Source organism: Flavobacterium sp., from assembly GCF_030146175.1.
Classification (GTDB): domain Bacteria; phylum Bacteroidota; class Bacteroidia; order Flavobacteriales; family Flavobacteriaceae; genus Flavobacterium.
Window position 1 is genome coordinate 1 of sequence record NZ_JASLCE010000027.1, and the last position, 23,664, is coordinate 23,664.

The following is a 23,664-nucleotide window of genomic DNA, read 5'->3' on the forward strand; positions in this document are numbered from 1 at the left end:
TAGGTAGTTTAAGCACCTTAGGGCTTTCTATTGTAAGTGCAGCAATTCTATCACGATATCTGGATAAAGCAGAATATGGGACTTATAAACAAATACTATACGTTTATAATACTTTATTAATTGTTTTTTCTGCAGGCTTACCAAGAGTATATGCTTATTTTTTACCCCGATATCACTTAAATGAAGGTAAGGCAATTGTATGGAAGATAAGTAAAGTGTTGTTTCTGGCAGGAGTGTTATTTTCGGTTTTTTTGTTTTTATTTTCAGATTGCATTGCGGATGTTTTAAAAAATGAAAAATTAGCGTATGGATTGAAGGTGTTTTCGCCAATGCCCATGTTATTATTGCCTACATTAGGTATTGAAGGTATCTTTTCGACCTATAAAAAAACTTTGTTTTTAGCAATTTATAATACGCTTTCAAGATTATTGATGCTGATTTTTATAGTTGTTCCTGTTATCTTGATTAAGGCAAATTATATTATCGCAATTTATGGATGGTTAATCGCTTCATTGATAATATTTGTGATGACTTATTTCTTTAAAGGAATACCTTTCAAAGGAGTGGAATCGAAGGCAGCTAAATTGGAGCTTAAAGAGGTTTTCGCATATAGTATACCTCTTGTTTTTGCCAGTTTTTGGGGTATCGCTATTAAAGCTGCGGATGAATTTTATATTAGCCGTTTTTTTGGTGCAAACGTTTTTGCCGAATTTTCGAATGGTTTTATCGAGTTACCTCTCGTGTCTATGATAACTACAAGTACTTCAGTCGTTTTAATGCCTGTTTTTTCAAGGGTTATACATGAAAATAAAGGTATTGAAGAATTAGTAATTACTTGGAAAAGCGTTTTAAACAAATCTGCAATGATTATCTATCCGATAGTTGTTTTTTTTATGTTTTTTTCTACGGAGGTAATGGTTTTGATGTACTCAGATGTTTATTTTGAATCCGGAAGATATTTTAAAATTAATATGGTACTTAATTTTTTTAATATCATTATTTTCTTTCCATTAATGTTGTCATTAGGAGCTACTAAATTCTATTCCGGATTACATGCCTTTATTGCAATTTTAGCCTGGATTGGTGGATACTTAATCATGATCATTTTTAATAATCCAATTTCACTTGCAATTTTTTCGGTATCATTATCGATAGTAAAAGTGATAATTGCTTTAGTATATGTGAGCAAAAGACTAAACGTCAAAGCATACGAGTTATTTCCTGTTTTTCAGATGCTCAAAATAATACTGCACACATGTCTTGTTATGTTTGCTGTGACTTTTTGTCTTAAGATGATAGCCATTGAAAATAGTTTAATGAATCTTATTGTGGCAGGACTGTTATATGTGACGTTAGTTTTAATGACAGGGCGTTTTTTGAAATTGAATTATTTAGAATTTTTATATCCATTACTTAATAAAATTAAAAAAAATGGTTGATGGATTTAGTGGGGCAATAGAAAATGAAAATGTTCTGAGTGGTTAGCTTTTCTTTTGTTTAAAATACGAATAATTAAATTGCTAGATAAAATATATATATGATTAAAAAGGACTATAGAATTGTATCTGTCTCCTAAAATTACAAACAATAATTTTGAAATTTATATTTAAAATGTGTTTTATGAATAGGATTGCTATAGTATATCTGATAACAATAATCTTTAAAAAATGAAAATAACCTTAATTGCAGGGGCAAGGCCTAATTTTATGAAAATTGCTCCTATAATACATGCTATTCAGAATGCACAAAAAAAGGGAAAAGATATCTCATTTCGATTAGTGCATACAGGGCAGCATTTTGACGAAAAAATGAGTGCTACCTTTTTTAGAGAGCTTAACATTCCGCAACCGGATGTTAATTTAGAATGCGGAGGAGGTAGTCAGGCAGAACAAACGGCAGCTATTATGATTGCTTTTGAAAAAGAATTGTTAATGAATCCTGTTGATTTGGTTTTGGTGGTTGGTGATGTGACATCAACAATGGCCTGCAGTATTGTTGCTAAAAAAGTAAATATAAAAGTGGCTCATGTTGAAGCAGGTATTCGTTCTTTTGATTTAACCATGCCGGAAGAAATAAATCGGATGGTTACTGATAGTATTACAGATTATTTTTTTACTACATCGGAAATTGCTAATGCTAATTTGAGAAAATCGGGGGTTTCTGAAGAAGCCATCTTTTTTGTAGGTAATGTCATGATAGATACTTTGTTGGAAAATATACCGCGCTTTTTAGCTCCCTCAGTTTTTTCCACTTTGGGGTTGCAGAAAGATAATTATCTCGTAATGACTTTACATCGCCCTGCCAATGTAGATCAAGGTGAAAAATTAAAAGAGCTGATACTAACTATTGTTAATAATGTTGATGGATTACCAGTTTTGTTTCCAATACATCCAAGAACAGCCAAAATTTTCAGTGATTTAGGAATACAAGCTGAGAATCTTTTTATAATAGACCCTTTGGGTTATTTAGAATTCAATTATTTGGTTGCAAATGCCAAGGCAGTCATAACTGATTCAGGAGGAATCACTGAAGAAACAACCGTGATGGGGATTCCATGTATTACTTTAAGAGATAACACAGAACGACCGGAAACAATTACTATTGGGACTAATGAATTGGTTGGTACTAACCCATCAGCTTTACTTCCGGTATTATCACAATTGCTAAATGGAAAGTGGAAAAAAGGAGGAATTCCTGAGAAATGGGATGGAATGGCAGCAGAAAGGATAGTTGAATGTCTTTTAAATTTACAGTAAGTCACTGGTTTAAAGTTTTTTTTGATAGTTCTGATAAGGTTATAATATTTGTCAAGCTTTGAAAAAATAAAAATGATGATTGGCGGAAGTGTAAATTGTTTAGATCTAATAATATAGTTTAAATGAATACTAAGCAAAAAGCGTGGAGTGTAAAAGAAAATAATTTAGATAGATTTGTTAAAATTGTTTTTTTTATAATTAGTCCTTTTATCGGGTTTTTATATTCTTTAAAAAATATAAAAACCAAATCGTCGTATGTTATTTTCTTCCTAACAGCAATTTGTTTTGGTATTAGTTTTACTATAGAAAAGCGAAGCGGAAATGAGTATGATTTAGATAGTTTTTTTTATAGGGAAGAATTTGAGTCTTTTCAAAACCTAAGTTATTTCGAGTATATAGAGGGTTTTAAAGATTTTTTAAGTTTTGACGAAGGAAGAAAAGATTATTATTATGAAACGATAGCTTTTTTTGTTTCTAGATTTACAGATAACTATCATTATTTGTTTGCTGTTTTTGCTATAGTTTTTGCTTTTTTGTCCTTAAAAACGTTTCGGTTTTTAACAGAAGAAGAGAATTTCAAAAATGATTTATCGTCTTATATTCTAGCCTATATATTTTTAACAAACCAGATTTTTAATATCAATGGAGTTCGATTTTGGACAGCAGCTTGGGTCGCGGTTTTTATAGTATTTCAGGTTTTTAGAAATAAAAAATACCACTATTTAGTATTGATGGTACTACTTCCATTTATACACGGTTCATTTTGGATATTTATTTTTGTTGTTTTTTTATATTTAATATTAAGCCGATTTTATAGAATTTTTATTGTTTTATTTTTCTGTAGTTTTATTTTCTCTTCAGTATCGTTACAATTGGCAAAAGATAGTACCGATTTTTTACCAATTTTTCTTGCTAAATTAATAGATTCTTATACCAGTACAGAAACGATTGAGAAGTTAAGTGCTGAGGGAACCGGTTTTTTTTGGATAGCTAAGATTTTCAAAACGATATCATATACCTATATGAATTTACTGGTGTATTTGTTTATACGAAATGAAAAATTAATTAAAGGAAACTTGAAAACGGAAAGTCTTTATAAATTCCTATTAGTATTAGTAACTTTTGCAAATTTTACTATGAGTATCCCGTCTCTGGGAGGAAGATTCTTTACATTGTCTTACCCGATAATAGCTTATATATGGCTAATCAATTTTGGAAAGAATAGGTATAAATATTTACTCTACTTTTTTCCTATTGCATTCTTTTTCAATATTTATGAGCAACTTATTTTGTATTTAAAGGTTACGGGCGTGTATTTTTATATTTCAAGTCCATTTTATATTGTTTATGAATACTTGTTCTAGAAGGATTTTAGGTTCGGTGATTGTGTGGTGAATATAGACTTCGTTTATGTGTATTTAAAATGAAAGTTGATGTAAAATGTTTTAATAAAAATGAAAAATAAAAAAATTATAATTATTGCGAGTGCTATTTTTCCATTTCAATCTCCTAGAGCTAATAGAGCGACTGAACTAGCTAAAGAGCTTGGTAAACAAGGACATGATGTGACCCTCTATGGCGTATTAGGGAATTATGATTATTCCGTGTTTGAAGCTAAAAATAACGTCAAAGTTAAAAACATTGAAAAAATGACTTTTGCAACTTTGAATAGCGATAATTCTAGTAAAGATACTTTTCTAAATAAAGTTTTAAGACGTTTATTAGGACGTTGGCTGGAGTTCCCAAATATTGAATTCATGTTTAAGATGACTAAAATTCTTAAAAAAGAAAAAGGGACAGACATGTTGATATCTATCGCATATCCGCATCCTATTCATTGGGGATGTGCATTAGCAAAAGCGCGAATGGGAATGACGTTTCCTAAGCTCTGGGTGGCAGATTGTGGAGATCCTTATATGGGAAATCCAATTGAAACACCAGCTTTTTATTTTAAATATATTGAAAAATGGTTTTGTCGGAATGTAGATTATATTACGATTCCGATAGAAGAAGGAAGATCAGCATATTATTCTGATTTTAGAGATAAAATTAAAGTCATTCCACAAGGTTTTGATTTTGATTTAGTGCGTATAGATTCAAGAGAACCTAATAATGAAGTGCCTACATTTATTTATTCGGGCGTGTTTTATCAGGGAGTTAGAGACCCTAGAATGTTTCTGGATTACCTTTCAAAAGTGCCAATTAATTTTAAGTTTATCATTTATACACAATCAAAGGATATATTGGAACCTTACAAAAGTAAATTAGGAGAAAAACTTATTATAAAAGATTATGTAACCAGAGAGGAATTATTAGTAGAATTGGCTAAAGCTGATTTTTTGGTAAATTTTGAAAATGGAAACGCTGTACAGTCTCCCAGTAAGTTAATTGATTATGCGTTAGCAAAAAGACCTATAATGTCAGTATCGTCTTTTACAATTGATGAAAATAATATTGATAGGTTTCTGAAAGGAGATTATAGCAAAAAGTTAGAAGTACATAATATAGATCAGTATGATATAAGAAATGTCGCGAATAAGTTTATTGCACTTAATTAAGGTAATGATTTATTAAAGTAGTCTTTATGATTATAGTATAGTGTAAAATAATAATAGTAATGTGTGGTATATATATAACTAACATTCCTTATGAAAAGGAAGAAGTGTTGGACAAGCTTAACTTAATAAAGTTTAGAGGACCTGATAATTTAGGGTACTCAAAAAAAGGGAATATTTCTTTAGGTCATCTACGATTGGCTATTGTCGATTTGGATGTTCGTTCAAATCAACCATTTTTTTACGATAAATATAGTATCGTTTTTAATGGCGAAATATATAATTTTCAAGATATCAGAGATGAATTGGAAACACTGGGACACTCTTTTGAAACAACTGGTGATACAGAAGTTTTAGTAAAGGGATATGCAGTATGGGGTAAAGATATTTTACAAAAGATTAATGGAATGTTTGCATTCGCGATTTATGATTTTGAAAATGAAAAAGTTTTTTGCGCAAGAGACCGGCTTGGTGTAAAACCATTTTATTATTATTGGAAAGATGGTCTTTTTGAAATTTGTAGCCAATTAAAACCGCTAATGAATTCAGAGAGTGAAGTATCAGAAGAAGCGATTTCAATTTATTTAGATTGTGGTTATGTACCTTCTCCATATTCAATTTTGAAAAATGTATTCAAGTTAAGTCCTGGGAAATGTATTGAAATTGATTTAGTGGCTCAATCGATGAATATTTCTGAATATTGGAATTTGGAATCCGTTACGGCTAAAGATATTTCCTATGAGAAGGCTAAAGAAGAATTACACAAATTATTAATCGATGCTGTAAAAATAAGGTTGGATTCAGATGTTCCTTTAGGAACGTTTCTTTCTGGAGGAATAGATTCAGCATTGGTTACAGCTATTGCGTCTAAAATAACTACTGAAAAGATAAATACATTTACTATTGGATTTAATGATCCGAAGTTTGATGAAAGTAAAATAGCAGAAGAGTTTTCAAAAATTTTAGGCACCAATCATAAAACTACATTTTGTGATGCCAATGATGCCTTAAAATTACTGCCGAAATTTCAAGAAGTTTATGATGAACCTTTTGCTGATAGTTCCGCTTTGCCTTCGTTGTTGTTGAATTTAACTACAAAAAAAGGAGTCACTGTCGCTTTATCCGGTGATGGTGGTGATGAAAGCTTTTTGGGATATAATTATTTTGAAAGTATTCGAAAAGCTACAGTTTTTTTTAAAGTTCCTTACTTTATTAGAAGTTTTCTGGGGCTTTTCATAATAAATAAAAAATCAAAATTTAAAGAGTGGCTTTCAATTAAGAATATTGACGATTTTATCGTAAGGATTTTTGTTTCAATGAATAGTTTGAATTTAGTAAAGAACGATTCATGGATCAATACACACTACTCAATATTTAAAAAATTAGCATCTGATGAAAAGCAAAGAGCAGCGGATCTAAATATTAAACTTTGGTTAGAAAATGATAGTAATGTTAAGGTGGATAGAGCGAGTATGGCTTATGCCGTAGAAGTCAGAAGTCCTTTTTTAGATTATAGGATAATTGAATTCGCCAGAACGTTACCCGTAAGTTTTAGATATCAAAAAGAATTAAGAAAAAAGATTTTAAGAGATATATTGGAAGAATATATACCTAGTTCCGTTTTTAATCAGCCCAAGAGAGGATTTTCTATACCATTAGATGATTGGATTAAAAATGACCTGAAAGAGGAAATTTTAAATTGTTTGAATGATTCCTTTTTGAATGGAGTGCCTAATCTGGATGTGAAAAAATTCAGAAAACAATTGTATAATCATATGGAAGGGACGGAGATTAACGGAAACAATATCTGGAAGTTATATGTACTTGCGAAATGGTCTGAGTACAATAATATTAGTCTGGGCTCAAAAACGAATTAAGGCGTATTAGTGTTTTTCCGTTGCTTATAAATGAAAGAATACTGATTATTCGGGATACTAATGTTTCTTGTTCGAAACTTTTATGAAATATGAAATCAAGGAGCATTGAAATTATCATTGATGTCATTACGGATCGTCTGACTCGAAATCTGAAATTAAATTAAAATAAAGAAAGGATCTTATTATGGAAAAAAAGAGAGTCGTTTTTGTTGCGGCTTCTACTCAGGGTGGCGGTGCCGAAAGAATGCAAATCAATATTATGCATTCTCTTTCTATTGAAAAATACGATGTCTTTTTTGTGAATACCAGCAGTGAGCCTAAACCTCAAACCTTAAAGCCACATATTACATATATTCAGTACAATAAAAGCCATGCTAAAAATGCATATCGCTTACTGTCTAAAGAGTTAAAGCATATTAATCCGCATTATATTTTTACCACATCCATTGTTGTGGCGTATTTGTTGCAGATCATACGTATGATGTCCCGACTCAAATCCAGGTTGATTGTTCGTATAGCTGTACCGCCGTCAGAATCGCCTCATAAAGGAGTGAAATCATCTATTCTAAGTTTGATTAATTCGTTTACGCTTAAGCATGCTGATCTGATTATTGCTCAGACCGAATTTTCGAAAATAGATGTTGCCAGGCACTATAAAGTACCGTTGACAAAAATAAAAGTAATCAGAAATATTGTTGATCAATCGTTATTAGACGAAAGTGGAGATCGGTATTTTCCGGGTGAATTTAGTAGCGGGAATTATAACATAGTAGCTGCGGGAGCCTTGTATTCGGTAAAAGGATTTGACCTTTTGATCCATGCGATGAAAGAAGTGGTAAAGTACAATATAGCGACCCGTTTATATATTTTAGGTGATGAGCGGTATGAGACGGGATATAAAACCCAATTGTTGCAGCTGATACAAGATAATCAATTAACAAATCATGTTTTTTTATTAGGCCATCAATCGAATCCGTATCCGTATTATAAAAATGCCGATTTGTTTGTACTGTCTTCACGGAAAGAGGGGTTTCCAAATGTTGTTTTAGAAGCATTATATTATGGAATTCCGGTTGTAGCAACCAATTGTGTGGATTTTTCTGAAGTCATCAACAATGGCGTAAATGGATACATTGTTGCTAAAGATTCCGTAAATGATTTATCGGAAGGGGTCATTAAGGCTATCGATCATTTGAAAAAAACGACGACTAACAAAATTGTTAATTATAATTACGAGCAAATTTTTAGCTAATGCATCTAGTTTCTGTTATTATTCCGACCTATAAACCCGGAGACTATATTTACCAATGCTTCGAGTCGCTTGCTGTTCAGACTTGCGGCAAGGCTGTATTTGAGGTTGTGGTTGTGTTAAATGGGGAAAGAGCACCTTATTATGATACTATAGCGGCAGCTCTGAAAAAGCATAATTTTAATTACAAGCTATTCTATACCAATGTACCCGGGGTATCAAATGCAAGAAATATAGCGCTTGATTATGTCGCAAACAGTGCTACATCGTATGTTACCTTTTTGGATGATGACGACAGATTAAGTTCGTCTTTTATAGAAGAATGTTTAAAAAAGGCACAACCGGATGTCATTGTGGTGTCCAATGCCAAAACCTTTGTTGAAAATACAGATGAAAAGCTCGGTGATGATTATCTCTCCAGTTGTTTTAAAAAAAATCAGGGGAAAAAATATAATATCATAAATTACAGGAGTTTTCTATCAACAGTATGCGCGAAATTCATTCCGTTATCTGTAATTGGAAAAACCAGATTTGATACGCATTTTGCTATCGGTGAAGATTCCTTATTTGGTTTCGAAATATCCGGCAGAATCAATGAAATGAAATTGACAGACGAGAAAGCGATTTATTTGAGAGGTTTACGGCCATTATCGGCAAGTAGAAAAAAACAAAAAAAAATACCCCGTATTTTAGGGAGCTTAGGCTTGTGTAAAAAGTACTCACAGGTTTATTTTTCACACTGGAGGCAGTACAGTTTCAAGTTATATATAACGAGAATTTTAGCTGAAATGCAATATATTTTAAAAACCCTTATCCATTAATAATAACCGACTTAAAGCAAATAAATAATGAAATATACTTTTGAAGTTATTACATCTCCCGATATTTTGTGGGATAAAATGGCCTCATGCTATGACCATACTGTATTTAAGTCCAAAAACTGGGCAAATTTTCTGAAGGAATTCTATAAGGTGGCTCCGTTTGTTGTTGCTGTATCTGAAAAAGATAAAGAGATCGGCTATTTTTATGGACATAAAATAAAGAAATTTGGCGTTCCGATAGTAGCATCGCCTTTTGAGGGTTGGTCAACATCGTATCAGGGTTTGTCGATGTTAAAAGAGATAACGGTAAATCAAAGATTGGATATTTATGAAGAATTAATAGCATGGTTGTTTAAGAATAAGCACTGTCGTTATTTTCAGGTTTCTGATTGGCAATTGGAAGTTGCAGAATGCCTGCATCGTAATTTTACTATTGAATTGCAGAAAGGTTATGTGCTGGATCTTACAAAAGATAAGGAAGAACTTTATAAAAATACGAGTTACAGCAGTGTACGTTATTCCATTAATAAATCCAAAAAAAAGGGAGTAGAAGTAAAGGAAATTTCGGATGTAAATGAATATGCTCACGAATATTATAAACAGTTAAAAGAGGTTTTTCAGAGACAGGGTTTAACGCCTACCCATTCTATGGAGCAAACCAAGACAATGTTGCAGCATACCTTTTCTGAAAATATGGTGGCGCTTTATGCCGTTAATCCTGAAGGAGAATGTCTGGCGTCAGCATTTTTTCCTTATGCGGGTAATTATGGATTCTTTTCAGGAGGAGCAAGCTACCAGTCGGCACAAAGTTATTGTCCTAATGAATTAATCATGTGGAGTGCAATAGAAATGTTGAAGGATAAAGGGGTGAAATATATGGAATTCGGAGGAGGGCGCCGGTATAAAGAAAAGTACGGTCCTACGCCTTACGTGAAACCAAAAATTATTGCGTCGAACCTGTTCTGGCTTATTCCTGCCAAAGCATTTGCCAAATCAGCCTTTTATACTGTTAGAAAAATTGGAGCATTGCTTAAAGGTAAAAGAGTTAATGAAGGGGTATAATACTAGTAAATGATGAGAAAAATGATTTCTTTAATGTATCATGATGTATATGAACATTCCGTTCATGAAAGTGGTTTTCAAACAGCACCAGCCAATAAATATAAAATTTCAAAAGAGGAATTTGCAAAACAAATTCAAAGGATATCCCAATATTGTACTGATAGAAATATTTTAAAAGAAAATGTAATGCTGACCTTTGATGATGGTGGAGCTTCTTTTTATTCAATAATAGCTCCGATTTTAAAAGAATATGGCTTTAAGGGATATTTTTTTATTAGTACCGCATTTATTAATACGAAAGGGTTTTTAACATCAGATCAGGTGATTTCGCTGCATGAAGAAGGACATTTTATTGGGGCACATTCGCATACACATCCGGGTATGCTAAATAAATTGCCGTTAGTAGAACTGGAAGAAGAGTGGTCCGTTTCAATTAAAATATTAAATGAGCTGTTAAAAATCAAAACAACACATGTATCGATTCCTGGCGGTTCATTTTCTAAGGAAATGGGAAATATACTTGCGAGCAAGGGAATTGAATCGATATTTATATCACAGCCTACCGATAAAATAGAGCTTATTAGTGATAATTGCCGCACCATAGGAAGATTCGCAATTTATAACAATACAAAAGTTTCTGAAGTCGAAGATTTATTGAAGACTATTTCGGTAACGCGTTTAAGACAGATTGTGAAATGGAAAAGCTTAATTCTGTTTAAGTATTTATTAGGAACAAATTATTTAAGGATTCGGAAATTTCTATTGAAATGATAAAGAGCATGAAAATTTTATACGTACATCAATATTTTAAATTTCCAAGTGAAAATGGAGGGACGCGTTCCTATGATCTGGCTACTGGATTTGCAGAAAAGGGATATGAAGTCGAAATAGTGACCTCCACTTCAGATCCGGAATATAATCAGGCGAAACGCTGGGTAAAGTTCCAAAAAGACGGCTTAATAGTGCATTATATCTATTTGCCGTATGGGAATCACTTATCGTATTTTAAAAGAGCTTTGGTTTTCTTTCAGTTTCTTTGGTTTGCATCGTTTAAGTTGTTAACAATAAAAGCAGATTTGGTTTTAGCTACTTCTACACCTTTGTCTATCGGTATCCCTGCGTTGATAAAAAAATGGACAACTAAAACACCATTTGTTTTTGAAGTAAGAGATGTCTGGCCGGAAGCGGTTATTGCAATAGGAGCAATCAAAAATATTTATTTGCAGAAATTATTGTACCAACTGGAAAGAATAATTTATAAAAATGCAGCTGCTATAGTTCCGCTATCGGTTGATATGAAGAAATCTATTGTCGATAGATATCCACAAATTCAAATGAAACCGATTGAAATTATAGAGAACATATCTGAAATCAGACGCTTTCAAAACAACTACAATCAGGACAAATCATTATTAAAAGAAAAAATAGGTTTTATTCCCCGATTTACGGTTTTATATGCGGGGACTTTCGGTCGTGTGAATGGAATAGGTTATGTTGTGAAATTAGCCAAAGAAGTAATAGCAATAGATCCGACTGTTGTTTTTGTATTAATTGGTGCTGGGGCTGAAAAAGAAATGATCACACAGCTTGCTTCAGATGAGGGTGTTTTAGATAAAAATGTTTTTATACTGGATCCGGTTTCCAAACAAGAGTTACCACAACTGTATTATGAATGTAATATGGGAAGTTCTTTTGTGATACCAGTAAAAGAATTGTGGGCCAATTCAGCCAATAAATTTTTTGATACTTTGGCGGCAGGAAAACCGATATTGATTAATCATCCCGGATGGCAGAAAGATAAGATAGAATCTGAAAATATGGGTTATGTACTTCCGGAAAAAATTGACAAATTTGTAGCTCGTGATTTCGTAAGCTATACTCAAAATGATGCGCTGATTCTAAAGCAATCCACCAGGGCTTTGGGAGTTGCTAAAGATAACTATTCATTGGAAATAGCAGTTAAAAAGTATATAGCGGTTTTTAATAAGATAGTATAATGTATAAAAATTATTGTAAACATTTTTTCGATTTTATAGTGGCTTTTTTTGGACTGCTAATTCTGAGTCCGATATTTATTATCGTAATGATTGCTTTGTTTATTGCAAACGATGGAAAGCCTTTTTTCTTTCAGATCAGACCCGGAAAAAACGAACGCCTTTTTAAAATCATCAAGTTTAAGACGATGAATGATAAGAAAGATACGGATGGAAATTTATTGCCGGATTCCGAACGTTTAACGAAAGTTGGAAGCTTTGTTCGTAAAACATCGTTGGATGAAATTCCTCAGCTGATAAACGTTTTAAAAGGGGATATGAGCTTAATCGGACCAAGACCCTTGCTACCGGAATATTTAGAAATGTATAATGAAGTTCAAAAGAAAAGACATTTAGTAAGACCAGGAATTACAGGTTTGGCTCAGGTTAAAGGGAGAAACCAGATGAAATTTAGTGAACGACTCAAAAATGATGTTTATTATGTGGAAAATCTTACTTTTTCATTAGATGTTAAGATTATTTTAATGACGATACAGTCAATATTATTTAAGTCAAATTCTATAGTAAACGGGCAAACTGTTGATGAAGTGGATGATATTGGGCTAAGTAAAAATTTAAGTTCTAACCATTTTAAAAAGAGATAAATATGAATATAAAAGGAAATAAAGTTACTTTAAGAGCTATAGAAAAAGCAGATTTAGATTTATTGCATAAATGGTCAAATGATCCTGAAATAAATTATATGCTAGGCGGATGGCATTTCCCATCTGGTTTATCGGATCAGGAAAAATGGTTTGACTCGCTTAACCTATCAAGTGTAAATCAGCGTTTTGCAATAGATACAAAGGAGATGGGCTTAATAGGTATGGCAAATTTGGTCAACATTAATTGGAAAGACAGAAATGCCTTCCATGGAATGTTGCTTGGTGATAAAGATATGAGAGGAAAGGGATATGGTGTTGATACTATAATGGCAATAAATAGATTTGCCTTTGAAGAACTGGGATTGGAAAGAATGGATGGATCTATGATTTCTTATAATGAAGCATCCATTGGAGTTTATACAAATAAATGTGGATGGAAGATTGAAGGTGTAAAGAAGAGGTGTTATTTTAGAAAAAATCAATGGTGGGATCAGGTAGTTGTTGGAATAACCAGAGATGATTATTTTGAATTAATAAATAAAAACAAGTACTGGGAAGATGTTAAATAAAGAATTTGGCTCTGATTTTCATTATTGTAAAGAAGACAGATTTCTTTTGAAAAGTCCAGATCAATCCGTCTTTTTAAGTAAAGAATTCTCCTTGTTTTTTTCAGGAAGAGTTGCTTTATATAACTTGGTGAAAGACGGAATTGAAAAGGAAAAGTGGCGTAAAATATATTTTCCTAGTTACTACTGCCATGAAGTTGTCGAATACATCCGGACCTTGCCGATACAAGTTGTCTATTATAACTTTAACCCTTTTGTAGATTCAGTTAATACAAAAGTAGAGGTATCCGATGATGAACAAAATGTTGTTGTGAATGTTGATTTTTATGGACTGAAAAAAGTAAATCTCGAGTATTTAAAACGAGCAGTGCTAATAGATGATTTAACTCATAATATATTAGGATTTAAGAATAGTACTGCTAGTTACTGTTTTGCGTCATTAAGAAAGGAATTGCCGGTTCCTGTAGGTGGTTTTTGTTTTTCGCCAAAAGGATATGTATTGCCAGTAGGTGAAGATAATAACAAAAGTGAAGATATAGCCTTAAATAAAATGCAGGCTATGATTTTAAAGAGAGCGTATTTAGAAGGTAATTTGCGGGATAAAGAAGAATTCAGAAGATTGTTTGCTCTCGCTGAAGAAAAATTTGAAGAAAATTATACAAATACAATAATTCCTGAAACTGGAAAACAAATATTATACGAGTTAGATATTGATGAGATTCTCAGCGTAAAATCGTCTAATTTAAAAGAAGCAGTAAAGCGATTAGAAGATGTAAATCAAATAATTGTGAATATGAAACAATTGGATGATGCTTTTGGATTGATTATTGAGTGTCAAAATGATAAGACGAAAATAAAATTAAAGGAGTTTTTATTGTCTAAGAGTATTTTTCCAGCAACGCTATGGCCGAATCAGTTTGTCGATATTGATACTCAATTAGAAAATAGGATGTTATTCATTCATGTAGATTATCGTTATGGACAGGATGATATGATTTTAATAACAAACTATATAAAAGATTTTTTTGCAAATGGTTAAATTTAGCATAGTTGAAATTGAAGATTTTGAATGGAAAAATATAGTTTCGAAGAGTAAACAGTACGATTTCTATCATACGCAATCATATCACCTTTTGGCCAAAGAAAATCATCCTGTATTATGTGTGGCATATTTTAATGATGATTTTATTGCTTTGCCATTAATAATCAGGGATATTGTTGGAACCCCTTATAAAGATTGTACATCAGTATATGGATATTGTGGACCAATAAGTAGTATGGATTTTAATAAGATTCCTGATGAAATTATACAAAGTTTTCAAAATAAATTATTAGTATTCTTTAAAGAAAATAACATTATTACAGCTTTTTCAAGATTACATCCGCTAATCGCTAATGAAAAATTGTTTGATGGTTTTGGAATCGTAAAGGATATTAATAAAACGATTGCGATTGACTTACGATTGTCATTGGATGAGCAACGAAAACAATATAGGAAATCTAATAAATCGGAGTTGAATCAATTAAGAAGAAAAGGATTTCAGGTAATTGAGTCCCAAAATAAAAGTGATGTAGATACATTTGTTTCGATTTATCAAGAAACAATGAGAAGAGTGGAAGCATCGGAAAGCTACTTCTTCGATAAAGATTATTTTTATGATTTTCTGAATAATAGTTGCTTTGAAAATAAATTGCTGTTGGCTAAAAAAGATAATATTATTACCGCTGGAGCCATATTTACCATTACGGATAAAATTATGCAATATCATTTGGCAGGAACAACAGAGGCTTATATCAAAGAGACACCAATGAAACTAATACTTGATGAGGCTAGACTTTTAGGCAATGACCTGGGTGTTGATTTCTTACATTTAGGAGGAGGTGTAGGTGGAAGTGATGAAGACTCACTTTTTAGATTCAAATCCGGTTTTTCAGATTATAGATGTAATTATAAGGTTTGGCAATTTATCGTTGACCCAGAAAAATATGATGAGTTAGTTAAAAACTGTAAAGTAGTACGGACTAATTTTTTTCCACTTTACAGGAGTTAATAATAGTACCCGTATGTTAAAAAGAGTATTTGATTTTAGTCTTGCATTAGTCCTTTTCAGTATGCTCTTTGGGGTATTATTGATTGTATGGATTATATCCGTCATAGCAACGCGGTCAAACGGTCTTTTTCTCCAAAAAAGAATCGGACAATATGGGAAGCTATTTACGATACTAAAATTCAGAACCATGCGTTTAGTATCTGTCAGTGATACTAAGAGTGAAGTTGTTATTCCAATGATATCCGCTTTTTTTCGCAAATATAAATTGGACGAGTTACCACAGTTACTCAATATACTGTTCGGACAAATGAGTTTTGTTGGTCCAAGACCCGATATTCCCGGTTATTACGACAAGTTGGTCGGTGACGAACGTAAAATTTTAGAATTGAAACCCGGGTTAACTTCAGAAGCGAGCATTAAGTACTCGAATGAAGAAGAAATATTAAAAAATATTCCCAATCCTGAGAAATTTAACAATGAGGTTATTTTTCCGGATAAAATAAAAATGAATTTACATTATTATCATAACCGCAGCTTTACAGGGGATCTTAAGGTGATATTTAACACATTGCTTCGTTTTTGTTAAAAATAAATATTTTACTAACAGGGTTTTTATATAATATTCAGGGTTTACCATGCTATATAAATAAGTATAATGTTAACAATGACAAAAGAATAATTATTTTTGCATAAAGATTAGTTCTTCTTTTTAAATAAATATGAAAAAAAATGAGTTCTGCTAAGATTTGGCTTTCTTCACCTCATATGGGAGGAACGGAGCAACATTATGTTAATGAGGCTTTCGAAAGTAACTGGATCGCTCCTTTGGGACCGAATGTAACCGGTTTTGAAAATGCATTGCAATCGTATCTGGGCGGTATAGCCGAAGTGGCGGCATTAAGTTCAGGAACAGCAGCGCTGCATTTATCCTTAATTATGTTGGGTGTACAAGCTGGTGATGAGGTACTATGTCAATCCATGACATTTTCGGCATCGGCCAATCCAATTGCCTATCAGGGAGCCACGCCGATTTTTATTGACAGTGAATCCGATACTTGGAATATGTGTCCTGTGGCACTGGAAAATGCCATCAAAGACCGTATTGCTTTAGGAAAAAAGCCAAAAGCGATTATCGCGGTACACTTGTATGGTATGCCTTATAAAGTAGACGAAATCAACCGAATTGCAGCAGCCTATGATATCCCGGTAATCGAAGACAGTGCCGAAGCGTTGGGAAGTACCTATAAAGGACAATCCTGCGGTACTTTTGGTCAATTTGGGGTTCTGTCGTTTAACGGAAATAAAATCATTACAACATCAGGTGGTGGAGCCTTGGTTGTTAAAGATTCGGAACTGAAAAAGAAAACAATATTTTTATCGACTCAGGCAAGAGACGAAGCGCCACATTACCAGCATAGTGTTATCGGGTATAATTACCGGATGAGTAATATTTGTGCCGGAATCGGAAGAGGACAAATGGAAGTGCTGGACGATCATGTTGCGTTGCGAAGAAAAGTAAATCAATATTATAGAAACTATTTTAAAAATATAGAAGGGATAACCGTATTACAAGAGCCAACAACCGATTATTTTTCGAATCATTGGTTAACGGCAATTTATATCGATCCGGTTATTTTTGGTGTAACGGCTGCCGAGGAATTGCGACTAATGCTGGATGCTAACAATATCGAAAGCAGACCACTTTGGAAACCAATGCATTTGCAACCGGTATTTGAAAAAGCTCCTTATTATGGAGGAACTACCGCAGAAGAGCTGTTTAAAAACGGACTATGTCTGCCTTCCGGTTCGAATATGACCGATGCTGAAATGGAAAGAATTGGAATAGTTCTTGATATGTTTTTTAAATTAAAACTTTCGGAAGCACTTTAATTCACCTTAATTATAGTAATAATTCATGAATAATAATACTGTTGAACTTGAAAAATAGTGTGCTTCAAGGCCTGTACTCTAATTTACAGCAGGCTTCATCAACTTTTAGAGAAGATTTTTCTTTGCAAAGTTTACGCTATTTGCCCCGATGGATTGTCTTATTTATAGACATTTCCGTCGTGATGATCGCTTCTGTGATCAGTTATTTCTTGCTCGACGGCTTGGGAATTCAGTTCCGACTGGCATTAGATAAAGACAAATTTATCTATGTCGTTAGTGTATATCTTTCGGTAACCGTTTTCTTTTTCTGGTTATTCCGAACCTATTCCGGTATTATCCGACATTCGACGTTTATCGACGGTATTCGTTTGTTTTTCGCTCAATCGTCCACCTTTTTGGTGATGTTTTTTATAAATGTCTACTTCGAACAGGCCATTGGTGATAAACTGTTTCTGAATACCCGTTTGCTGCTCAATATTATTATTTCCTTTATGGGATTATTTCTGTACCGCATTGTGGTAAAACAGATTTTTGAGCATTACCTTACCGAATCCAAAAAAATAAAACTCGAAAGAGCGCTGATCTATGGTACCGGTTTTAACGCTACTGCCTTAGCCAATGCGTTGCGTACCGAACGACCACAACGTTTTAAATTACTGGGGTTTGTAGATTATGACGCATCCAATACCACAAAAAGGATTTTGGATATGCCGATTTATACCAGCCGAAAAAAAGTGCCGGTTTTACTACGCTCCTTAGGTGCCAATACGTTAATTCTGGCTTCGAACGATTTACAGGAAGACCGAAAAATCGAACTAATCGATGAGTGTTTGGAATACGGATTTAAAGTATATACCGTACCGGTAGTAGCCGACTGGTCGGATGTTAAGGACATTTCCAAAAAAGTAAAGTCGATTCAGATTGAAGACTTACTGGAGCGAATGCCAATCAAACTGGATAACACCGCTATTCAAAAGGAAATAAATGGAAAAACGGTGGTGATTACCGGAGCAGCCGGTTCAATCGGTGGTGAAATCGTAAACCAGGTAATTGCCTTCTCTCCTAAAAAAGTGATACTAATTGATCAGGCCGAAACACCCTTGTACCATCTAACGTTAGAGCTGAGTAAAAAGAAAACAACGGCAACCGTGCATTCGTTTGTCGCCGATATACGGAATAAAAAAGAAATCGAGTCGATCTTCGCCAAATACAAACCGGATATTGTATTCCACGCGGCGGCCTATAAGCATGTGCCGATGATGGAAGATCATCCGATACAAGCGGTTTTTACCAATGTAATGGGAACCCGTAATCTGGCCGATTTGTCCGTAGCTTACAAAGTTGCGAAGTTCGTAATGATCTCTACCGATAAAGCCGTAAATCCAAGTAATGTAATGGGAGCCAGTAAGCGGATTGCAGAAAAATATGTACAGACGCTAAACTATCATTTGCACGACAACGGTGTAAAACACACTAAGTTTATCACCACGCGTTTTGGAAATGTATTGGGATCTAACGGTTCGGTTGTCCCTTTATTTAAGCAGCAAATTGCAAATGGTGGTCCGATAACGATTACGCATCCGAAGATTATCCGCTATTTTATGACAATCCCGGAAGCTTGTCAGTTGGTATTGGAAGCCGGAGCTATGGGAAGTGGCGGTGAGATCTATATTTTTGATATGGGAAAACCAGTAAAAATTATCGACCTCGCTCGTAAAATGATTCGTATGGCGGGATTACAACCCGATAAAGATATTAAGATCGAATTTGTCGGATTGCGACCGGGAGAAAAATTATACGAAGAGTTGTTAAACGACTCTTCTAAAACGCTGCCTACGCATCACGAAAAAATTATGATTGCAATTGAGGTCTCCGATACCTTTGAAGTGATTTCTGAAGCGGTAGATTTTTTGATCAACATCACAGAAGAAGGAAACGAAATGTCCGATATTGTAATGCAGATGAAAACAATCGTGCCGGAATTCAGAAGTATGAATTCGTCGTTCTCGACCTTGGATATTAATTAAAAATCAAAAGCGTATCTTTGCGCAACATTTATTATTTATGGAGGTAATTTCTCGCTTTTTCTGTTTTTTGGCTCTGGGAGCTCTATTAATCCTGTCTTCCTGTGCGCAAAAAAAAGATATTGTTTATTATCAAAATATCGATCAGTTTTCGAGAGAAGGATCTTCTGCAACATTCGAACCGAAATTACAACCGGATGATTTGCTAATGATTGTTGTTTCGGCAGAAAACCCGGAAGTGGCGGTACCGTTTAACTTATATGCGGTTACCATGCAAGGTAATATCGAAACAGCCGCAAGCCAGCCTCGTTTACAAACGTATCTGGTGGATTCCAATGGAGAAATTTCTTTCCCGGTTATCGGAACTATCAAATTTGGTGGATTAACCCGTAGTGAAGCCATGACAAAATTAAAAGGACTGTTAAGTGATTATATCAAAAATCCAACGGTTAACATGCGGATATTAAACTACAAAGTAACGGTTCAGGGAGAAGTAACCCGACCAGGAACCTACCCGATACAGTCGGAACGGATTACACTACCGGAAGCATTGAGTTTGGCTGGTGATCTTACCGTTTACGGAAAACGTAACAATATTCTGATAATCCGTGAAACAGAAGGTAAGGTAACAACCACACGTATCGATCTTACAAAGCCTGAGTTTTTCAATTCTCAGTTTTACTATCTCAAACAAAACGATGTGGTATATGTAGAGCCTAACAAAACCAAAGTAAATTCATCGGTAATCGGACCGAATATCACCGTAGCCATTTCAGCAATTTCTTTGTTAATAACCATAATTGCTTTAACCACAAGATAGATATAGATGAATCAGGAATTTAATAATTTTGAAGAGCAAAACGAAAATAACTTTTCTATTCGGGAACAGATTGATAAATACTTAATCCATTGGCATTGGTTTGTACTGGGGATATTTCTTTCATTAGTAACGGCATTCTTGTATTTGCGTTATTATACATCACCTAGCTACAAAGCAGTTGCAACGATACTTGTAAAAGATGATAAAAAAGGGGGAATCGCTTCTGAGTTAGCTGCTTTTTCCGATATTGGAATGTTGACAGGGGCAAAGAGCAGTGTCGATAATGAAGTAGAGGTATTAAAATCCAGAACATTAGTAGAAAACGTTATACAAAGATTAGATCTAAACGTATTCTATATAGCTGAAGGAAGAGTTAAATCTTCTTTTTTATATAAAGATTCGCCAATTAAAATTGAGTTTACAAATAAAAGCAAAGATTTTTATTTGCAAAATTTTGCTTATAGAATAGAAAATAAAAGCAATAATCGTTTTGTGATCTATGATGAAAAAGAAAATAAATTAGGTGAATATTCTTATGGTAATGAAGTAAAAACCAAATACGGAACATTTATTGTTAACAAAAAATTAGAAAACTTAACAGATGCCGAAGGTAAAAGCCATAGCAATGATCCTTTTGTTGTCCATGTTAAAATAGTGCCCTTGTCGAAAGTTACCGAAAATTTTAAATTAAAATTGATGGTAAATCCGCTAAGTAAGAATACCAGTGTTATCGAATTGTCGTTAATAGATCCTGTAAAAGAAAGAGCGGAGGATTTTTTAAATGCTTTAGTTAGAATATATAATGAAGATGCCATTGCCGATAAAAATTTTATTTCCGAAAATACCTCGCGTTTTATTTCGCAACGTTTAGAGTTGATCACTCAGGAACTGGACGGGGTAGAGAAAAATGTGGAAGGCTATAAAAAACAAAATAAAATTACGGACATCACTTCCGAAGCAGGTTTGTTCCTGGAAAGTGCCAGTCAGTATGAAAAAAGTGTCATCGAAACTGAAACCCAGATGAAGGTGGTCGCTTCGATGAAGGACTTTTTAAAAAATAGCAAAAAAGGAGATCTTATTCCAAGTAATCTTGTTCCAAGTAATCTCGCTTCCAACGTCGCAGCCTCTACATCCATTGATGAGTTTAATAAAATGGTACTGGAACGCAATCGTATTCTTAAAAGTTCTACGCCAAACAACCCGATTATCATTGCTTTAGATGAGAAAATAGAAGCCTTAAAAATAAGCGTAGATGAAAGCCTGAATCGTATGCAGACGACATTGACGATTAAAAAACGCAACCTGGATCGTCAGGAAGGTTTATTGGGCGGACGCATTTCCCGAATTCCAACACAGGAACGGGAATTCAGAGTGTTGCAACGACAACAACAAATCAAAGAATCATTATACCTGTACCTGTTACAAAAAAGGGAAGAAACGGCAATTTCTTTGGCGGTAACAGCACCAAATGCCAAAGTGATCGATGCGGGCAAAGCTTCGGATATCCCTGTTTCGCCTAAAAAAAATCTGATTTATTTAGGGGCATTGTTTATGGGACTGCTTATTCCTTTTGGAATAGTTTATCTGAGAGATTTGTTGGATACCAAAGTAAAATCGCGTCAGGATATAGAAGCAAAAATCAAAGCACCATTCCTGGGTGATGTGCCACAATCGCTTTCGGCTAATGAATTAATCACAACTACTAGCCGAAGTAGTGCCGCGGAAGCATTGCGGATCGCTAAAACAAATCTGGAATTTATGTTAAACCATGTTCCGGAAGGACAGGCAAAAACTATTTTCCTGACATCAACGTTCCCGAAAGAAGGGAAAACCTTTATCACAGCCAATATTGCTGCTACAATAGCCTTGTCGGGTAAAAAAGTATTGTTGGTTGGTTTGGATATCCGTAATCCAAGGCTGGATGAGTATGTCCAGATTCCATCCAAAGGTTTAACCAATTATCTGTCGTCCAAAGACGATGATATCAATGATTATATCATTAAACACAACGGCTTCGAAGAGTTTTATGTATTACCTTCCGGAGTGATTCCTCCGAATCCGGCTGAGTTGTTGATGAGTAAAAAAGTAAATGCACTTTTTGAACAATTAAAAAAAGAATACGACTATATCGTGGTCGATACGGCTCCGGTAAGTTTGGTAACCGATACCTTACTGGTTGCGCATCTGGCAGATGTCTTTATCTATGTGGTTCGGGCGAATTATTTAGATAAGCGAATGCTAAGTGTACCGCAAACCATTTACAGAGAGAAAAAATTACCGAATATGTGTTTGTTGTTAAACGATACGGATGTAACCAAAGGATACGGCTATGGCTACGGTTATGGTGCCGATCTTGAAGATGAAAGAGCATGGTGGCAAAAACTTTTTAACCGATAAAAAACAATCCGGTTTATAAAAAAAGTCCTTATTTATAAGGACTTTTTTAGTTTATTTAAAAAGAGTATTGCGTTTCATCGCGGCGACAAGCAATAACTCATCAATCTTTATCTTTTTTGAAAAAGAAGCAATATGACTTTTATGATGTATGTCGGAACCGGTAAAATCGATCATGTCGTTTTTAAATAGTTTTTCAACCGTTTTGGTAACGTGTTCACCATAATAGCCAACAGCCGAAAGTAAATTCGCCTGAAACAGACATCCGGCTTTTTTTAGTTTTTTATAGGCGTCGAAATTGTTGTGGTAAAAATTATAACGCTCCGGATGCGCCAGTACAGGCTGATATCCGGCTACCTGTAACTCAAATAAAATATCAAACAACTGAATCGGCGGATTGATATACGACATTTCCACCAGAACGTAGTTGTCTTTTAAGGTTAACAGTTTTTCGTTTTGAAATAATTTTACAAAAGTATCGTCCAGCATATATTCCGAAGCCGCTTTAAGCTGTAAAGCTCCGGAAAGTTCCGGTAAAAGCCCGTGTACTTCATCAAGCTTGTTTTCAATGCCTTCGCGGGTATTTTCCCAAACCGAACTACAGGTATGCGGTGTCGTTATCATTCGGGCGAAACCGAATTCGCGGCACGAGTCTAATAAATAAGCCGTATCCTCCTGAGTTTGGGCACCGTCGTCAATTCCAAAAAGAAGATGGGAATGAATATCGGTGTAGTCCTGCGGTATAAGTTCCTTTAAAAGGGCTTTGGATTTAAAGAATGATAACATACTGCAAATATAGCCAAATTGAGTATGCAAAAATAAACTGCAATCGGGTGAGAGAAAAGGAATCTTATAGCAAAAGAAAATATTGTTTCAGGACTTTATTTCGCTAAATTTGACTCCGTCTAAAATTATAGATAAGTTTGTAAACTATTAACATTAAAACTACCAATACTATCCG

20 protein-coding genes are annotated in these 23,664 nt (G+C 34.0%); 19 read left to right on the top strand and 1 reads right to left on the bottom strand.

The window, feature by feature from the left end:
• The 19 genes from Q1R07_RS03105 to Q1R07_RS03195 all read left to right on the top strand — a co-directional run.
• A partial coding sequence (locus tag Q1R07_RS03105; protein WP_300485906.1) for an oligosaccharide flippase family protein occupies nt 1-1,439 on the top strand: 1,439 nt, incomplete at its 5' end.
• Between the two features lie 228 nt (nt 1,440-1,667).
• Entirely contained in the window at nt 1,668-2,756 is a 1,089-nt protein-coding gene (wecB, locus tag Q1R07_RS03110; protein WP_300485908.1) for a UDP-N-acetylglucosamine 2-epimerase (non-hydrolyzing), read from the top strand.
• Nucleotides 2,757-2,878: 122 nt separating this feature from the next.
• The gene (locus Q1R07_RS03115; protein WP_300485910.1) at nt 2,879-4,120 is read left to right on the top strand and encodes an EpsG family protein; all 1,242 of its coding nucleotides are present in this window, start codon (nt 2,879-2,881) and stop codon (nt 4,118-4,120) included.
• Nucleotides 4,121-4,210: 90 nt separating this feature from the next.
• The gene (locus Q1R07_RS03120) at nt 4,211-5,314 is read left to right on the top strand and encodes a glycosyltransferase (protein ID WP_300485912.1); all 1,104 of its coding nucleotides are present in this window, start codon (nt 4,211-4,213) and stop codon (nt 5,312-5,314) included.
• Between the two features lie 59 nt (nt 5,315-5,373).
• Nucleotides 5,374-7,188, top strand: a complete 1,815-nt coding sequence (asnB, locus tag Q1R07_RS03125) for an asparagine synthase (glutamine-hydrolyzing) (protein ID WP_300485914.1) — start codon at nt 5,374-5,376, stop codon at nt 7,186-7,188.
• Nucleotides 7,189-7,372: 184 nt separating this feature from the next.
• Complete coding sequence (locus Q1R07_RS03130; protein ID WP_300485916.1) at nt 7,373-8,440, top strand: glycosyltransferase; 1,068 nt, start codon at nt 7,373-7,375, stop codon at nt 8,438-8,440.
• Nucleotides 8,440-9,258, top strand: a complete 819-nt coding sequence (locus Q1R07_RS03135) for a glycosyltransferase family 2 protein (RefSeq protein WP_300485918.1) — start codon at nt 8,440-8,442, stop codon at nt 9,256-9,258. Before Q1R07_RS03130 ends, Q1R07_RS03135 begins: the two co-directional genes overlap by 1 nt.
• A 27-nt stretch (nt 9,259-9,285) precedes the next feature.
• Nucleotides 9,286-10,320 carry a GNAT family N-acetyltransferase gene (locus tag Q1R07_RS03140; RefSeq protein ID WP_300485920.1) on the top strand — a complete coding sequence of 345 codons (1,035 nt, stop codon included), beginning with the start codon at nt 9,286-9,288 and terminating at the stop codon, nt 10,318-10,320.
• Between the two features lie 9 nt (nt 10,321-10,329).
• A complete protein-coding gene (locus tag Q1R07_RS03145) occupies nt 10,330-11,091 on the top strand; it encodes a polysaccharide deacetylase family protein (protein ID WP_300485922.1) in 762 nt (253 codons plus the stop codon).
• A gap of 8 nt (nt 11,092-11,099) precedes the next feature.
• Nucleotides 11,100-12,317 carry a glycosyltransferase family 4 protein gene (locus Q1R07_RS03150; RefSeq protein WP_300485924.1) on the top strand — a complete coding sequence of 406 codons (1,218 nt, stop codon included), beginning with the start codon at nt 11,100-11,102 and terminating at the stop codon, nt 12,315-12,317.
• Nucleotides 12,317-12,958 (top strand): sugar transferase, encoded by a 642-nt coding sequence (locus Q1R07_RS03155; protein WP_300485926.1) that lies wholly within the window; start codon nt 12,317-12,319, stop codon nt 12,956-12,958. Before Q1R07_RS03150 ends, Q1R07_RS03155 begins: the two co-directional genes overlap by 1 nt.
• Nucleotides 12,959-12,960: 2 nt before the next feature.
• Complete coding sequence (locus Q1R07_RS03160) at nt 12,961-13,527, top strand: GNAT family protein (RefSeq protein ID WP_300485927.1); 567 nt, start codon at nt 12,961-12,963, stop codon at nt 13,525-13,527.
• Nucleotides 13,517-14,563 (top strand): hypothetical protein, encoded by a 1,047-nt coding sequence (locus Q1R07_RS03165; protein WP_300485929.1) that lies wholly within the window; start codon nt 13,517-13,519, stop codon nt 14,561-14,563. The genes Q1R07_RS03160 and Q1R07_RS03165 overlap by 11 nt, the downstream gene beginning before the upstream one ends.
• Complete coding sequence (locus Q1R07_RS03170) at nt 14,556-15,575, top strand: GNAT family N-acetyltransferase (protein WP_300485931.1); 1,020 nt, start codon at nt 14,556-14,558, stop codon at nt 15,573-15,575. Before Q1R07_RS03165 ends, Q1R07_RS03170 begins: the two co-directional genes overlap by 8 nt.
• Nucleotides 15,576-15,588: 13 nt before the next feature.
• The gene (locus Q1R07_RS03175; RefSeq protein ID WP_300485933.1) at nt 15,589-16,161 is read left to right on the top strand and encodes a sugar transferase; all 573 of its coding nucleotides are present in this window, start codon (nt 15,589-15,591) and stop codon (nt 16,159-16,161) included.
• 143 nt (nt 16,162-16,304) lie between these two features.
• On the top strand, nt 16,305-17,465 hold the full coding sequence (locus Q1R07_RS03180) for an aminotransferase class I/II-fold pyridoxal phosphate-dependent enzyme (RefSeq protein ID WP_300485935.1): 1,161 nt from the start codon (nt 16,305-16,307) through the stop codon (nt 17,463-17,465).
• 140 nt (nt 17,466-17,605) lie between these two features.
• Nucleotides 17,606-19,492, top strand: coding sequence for a nucleoside-diphosphate sugar epimerase/dehydratase (locus Q1R07_RS03185; RefSeq protein WP_347760657.1), 1,887 nt, complete (start codon nt 17,606-17,608; stop codon nt 19,490-19,492).
• A gap of 37 nt (nt 19,493-19,529) precedes the next feature.
• A complete protein-coding gene (locus Q1R07_RS03190; protein WP_300485937.1) occupies nt 19,530-20,309 on the top strand; it encodes a polysaccharide biosynthesis/export family protein in 780 nt (259 codons plus the stop codon).
• A gap of 6 nt (nt 20,310-20,315) precedes the next feature.
• The gene (locus tag Q1R07_RS03195; RefSeq protein ID WP_300485939.1) at nt 20,316-22,706 is read left to right on the top strand and encodes a tyrosine-protein kinase; all 2,391 of its coding nucleotides are present in this window, start codon (nt 20,316-20,318) and stop codon (nt 22,704-22,706) included.
• A gap of 51 nt (nt 22,707-22,757) precedes the next feature.
• On the opposite strand, the gene Q1R07_RS03200 is transcribed toward Q1R07_RS03195, so the two are convergent.
• Nucleotides 22,758-23,489: a CpsB/CapC family capsule biosynthesis tyrosine phosphatase gene (locus Q1R07_RS03200; RefSeq protein WP_300485942.1), complete on the bottom strand. Its 732-nt coding sequence runs from the start codon at nt 23,487-23,489 to the stop codon at nt 22,758-22,760.
• Nucleotides 23,490-23,664: the final 175 nt, after the last annotated feature.

Excerpts from the sequence above, each read along its gene's own strand:
- asnB (WP_300485914.1), top strand. The coding sequence starts at position 5,374 with ATGTGTGGTATATATATAACTAACATTCCTTATGAAAAGGAAGAAGTG.
- Q1R07_RS03130 (WP_300485916.1), top strand. The coding sequence starts at position 7,373 with ATGGAAAAAAAGAGAGTCGTTTTTGTTGCGGCTTCTACTCAGGGTGGC.
- Q1R07_RS03195 (WP_300485939.1), top strand. The coding sequence starts at position 20,316 with ATGAATCAGGAATTTAATAATTTTGAAGAGCAAAACGAAAATAACTTT.
- Q1R07_RS03115 (WP_300485910.1), top strand. The coding sequence starts at position 2,879 with ATGAATACTAAGCAAAAAGCGTGGAGTGTAAAAGAAAATAATTTAGAT.
- wecB (WP_300485908.1), top strand. The coding sequence starts at position 1,668 with ATGAAAATAACCTTAATTGCAGGGGCAAGGCCTAATTTTATGAAAATT.
- Q1R07_RS03155 (WP_300485926.1), top strand. The coding sequence starts at position 12,317 with ATGTATAAAAATTATTGTAAACATTTTTTCGATTTTATAGTGGCTTTT.
- Q1R07_RS03160 (WP_300485927.1), top strand. The coding sequence starts at position 12,961 with ATGAATATAAAAGGAAATAAAGTTACTTTAAGAGCTATAGAAAAAGCA.
- Q1R07_RS03200 (WP_300485942.1), bottom strand. The coding sequence starts at position 23,489 with ATGTTATCATTCTTTAAATCCAAAGCCCTTTTAAAGGAACTTATACCG.
- Q1R07_RS03190 (WP_300485937.1), top strand. The coding sequence starts at position 19,530 with ATGGAGGTAATTTCTCGCTTTTTCTGTTTTTTGGCTCTGGGAGCTCTA.
- Q1R07_RS03175 (WP_300485933.1), top strand. The coding sequence starts at position 15,589 with ATGTTAAAAAGAGTATTTGATTTTAGTCTTGCATTAGTCCTTTTCAGT.
- Q1R07_RS03165 (WP_300485929.1), top strand. The coding sequence starts at position 13,517 with ATGTTAAATAAAGAATTTGGCTCTGATTTTCATTATTGTAAAGAAGAC.
- Q1R07_RS03150 (WP_300485924.1), top strand. The coding sequence starts at position 11,100 with ATGAAAATTTTATACGTACATCAATATTTTAAATTTCCAAGTGAAAAT.
- Q1R07_RS03120 (WP_300485912.1), top strand. The coding sequence starts at position 4,211 with ATGAAAAATAAAAAAATTATAATTATTGCGAGTGCTATTTTTCCATTT.
- Q1R07_RS03145 (WP_300485922.1), top strand. The coding sequence starts at position 10,330 with ATGATGAGAAAAATGATTTCTTTAATGTATCATGATGTATATGAACAT.
- Q1R07_RS03180 (WP_300485935.1), top strand. The coding sequence starts at position 16,305 with ATGAGTTCTGCTAAGATTTGGCTTTCTTCACCTCATATGGGAGGAACG.
- Q1R07_RS03170 (WP_300485931.1), top strand. The coding sequence starts at position 14,556 with ATGGTTAAATTTAGCATAGTTGAAATTGAAGATTTTGAATGGAAAAAT.
- Q1R07_RS03135 (WP_300485918.1), top strand. The coding sequence starts at position 8,440 with ATGCATCTAGTTTCTGTTATTATTCCGACCTATAAACCCGGAGACTAT.
- Q1R07_RS03140 (WP_300485920.1), top strand. The coding sequence starts at position 9,286 with ATGAAATATACTTTTGAAGTTATTACATCTCCCGATATTTTGTGGGAT.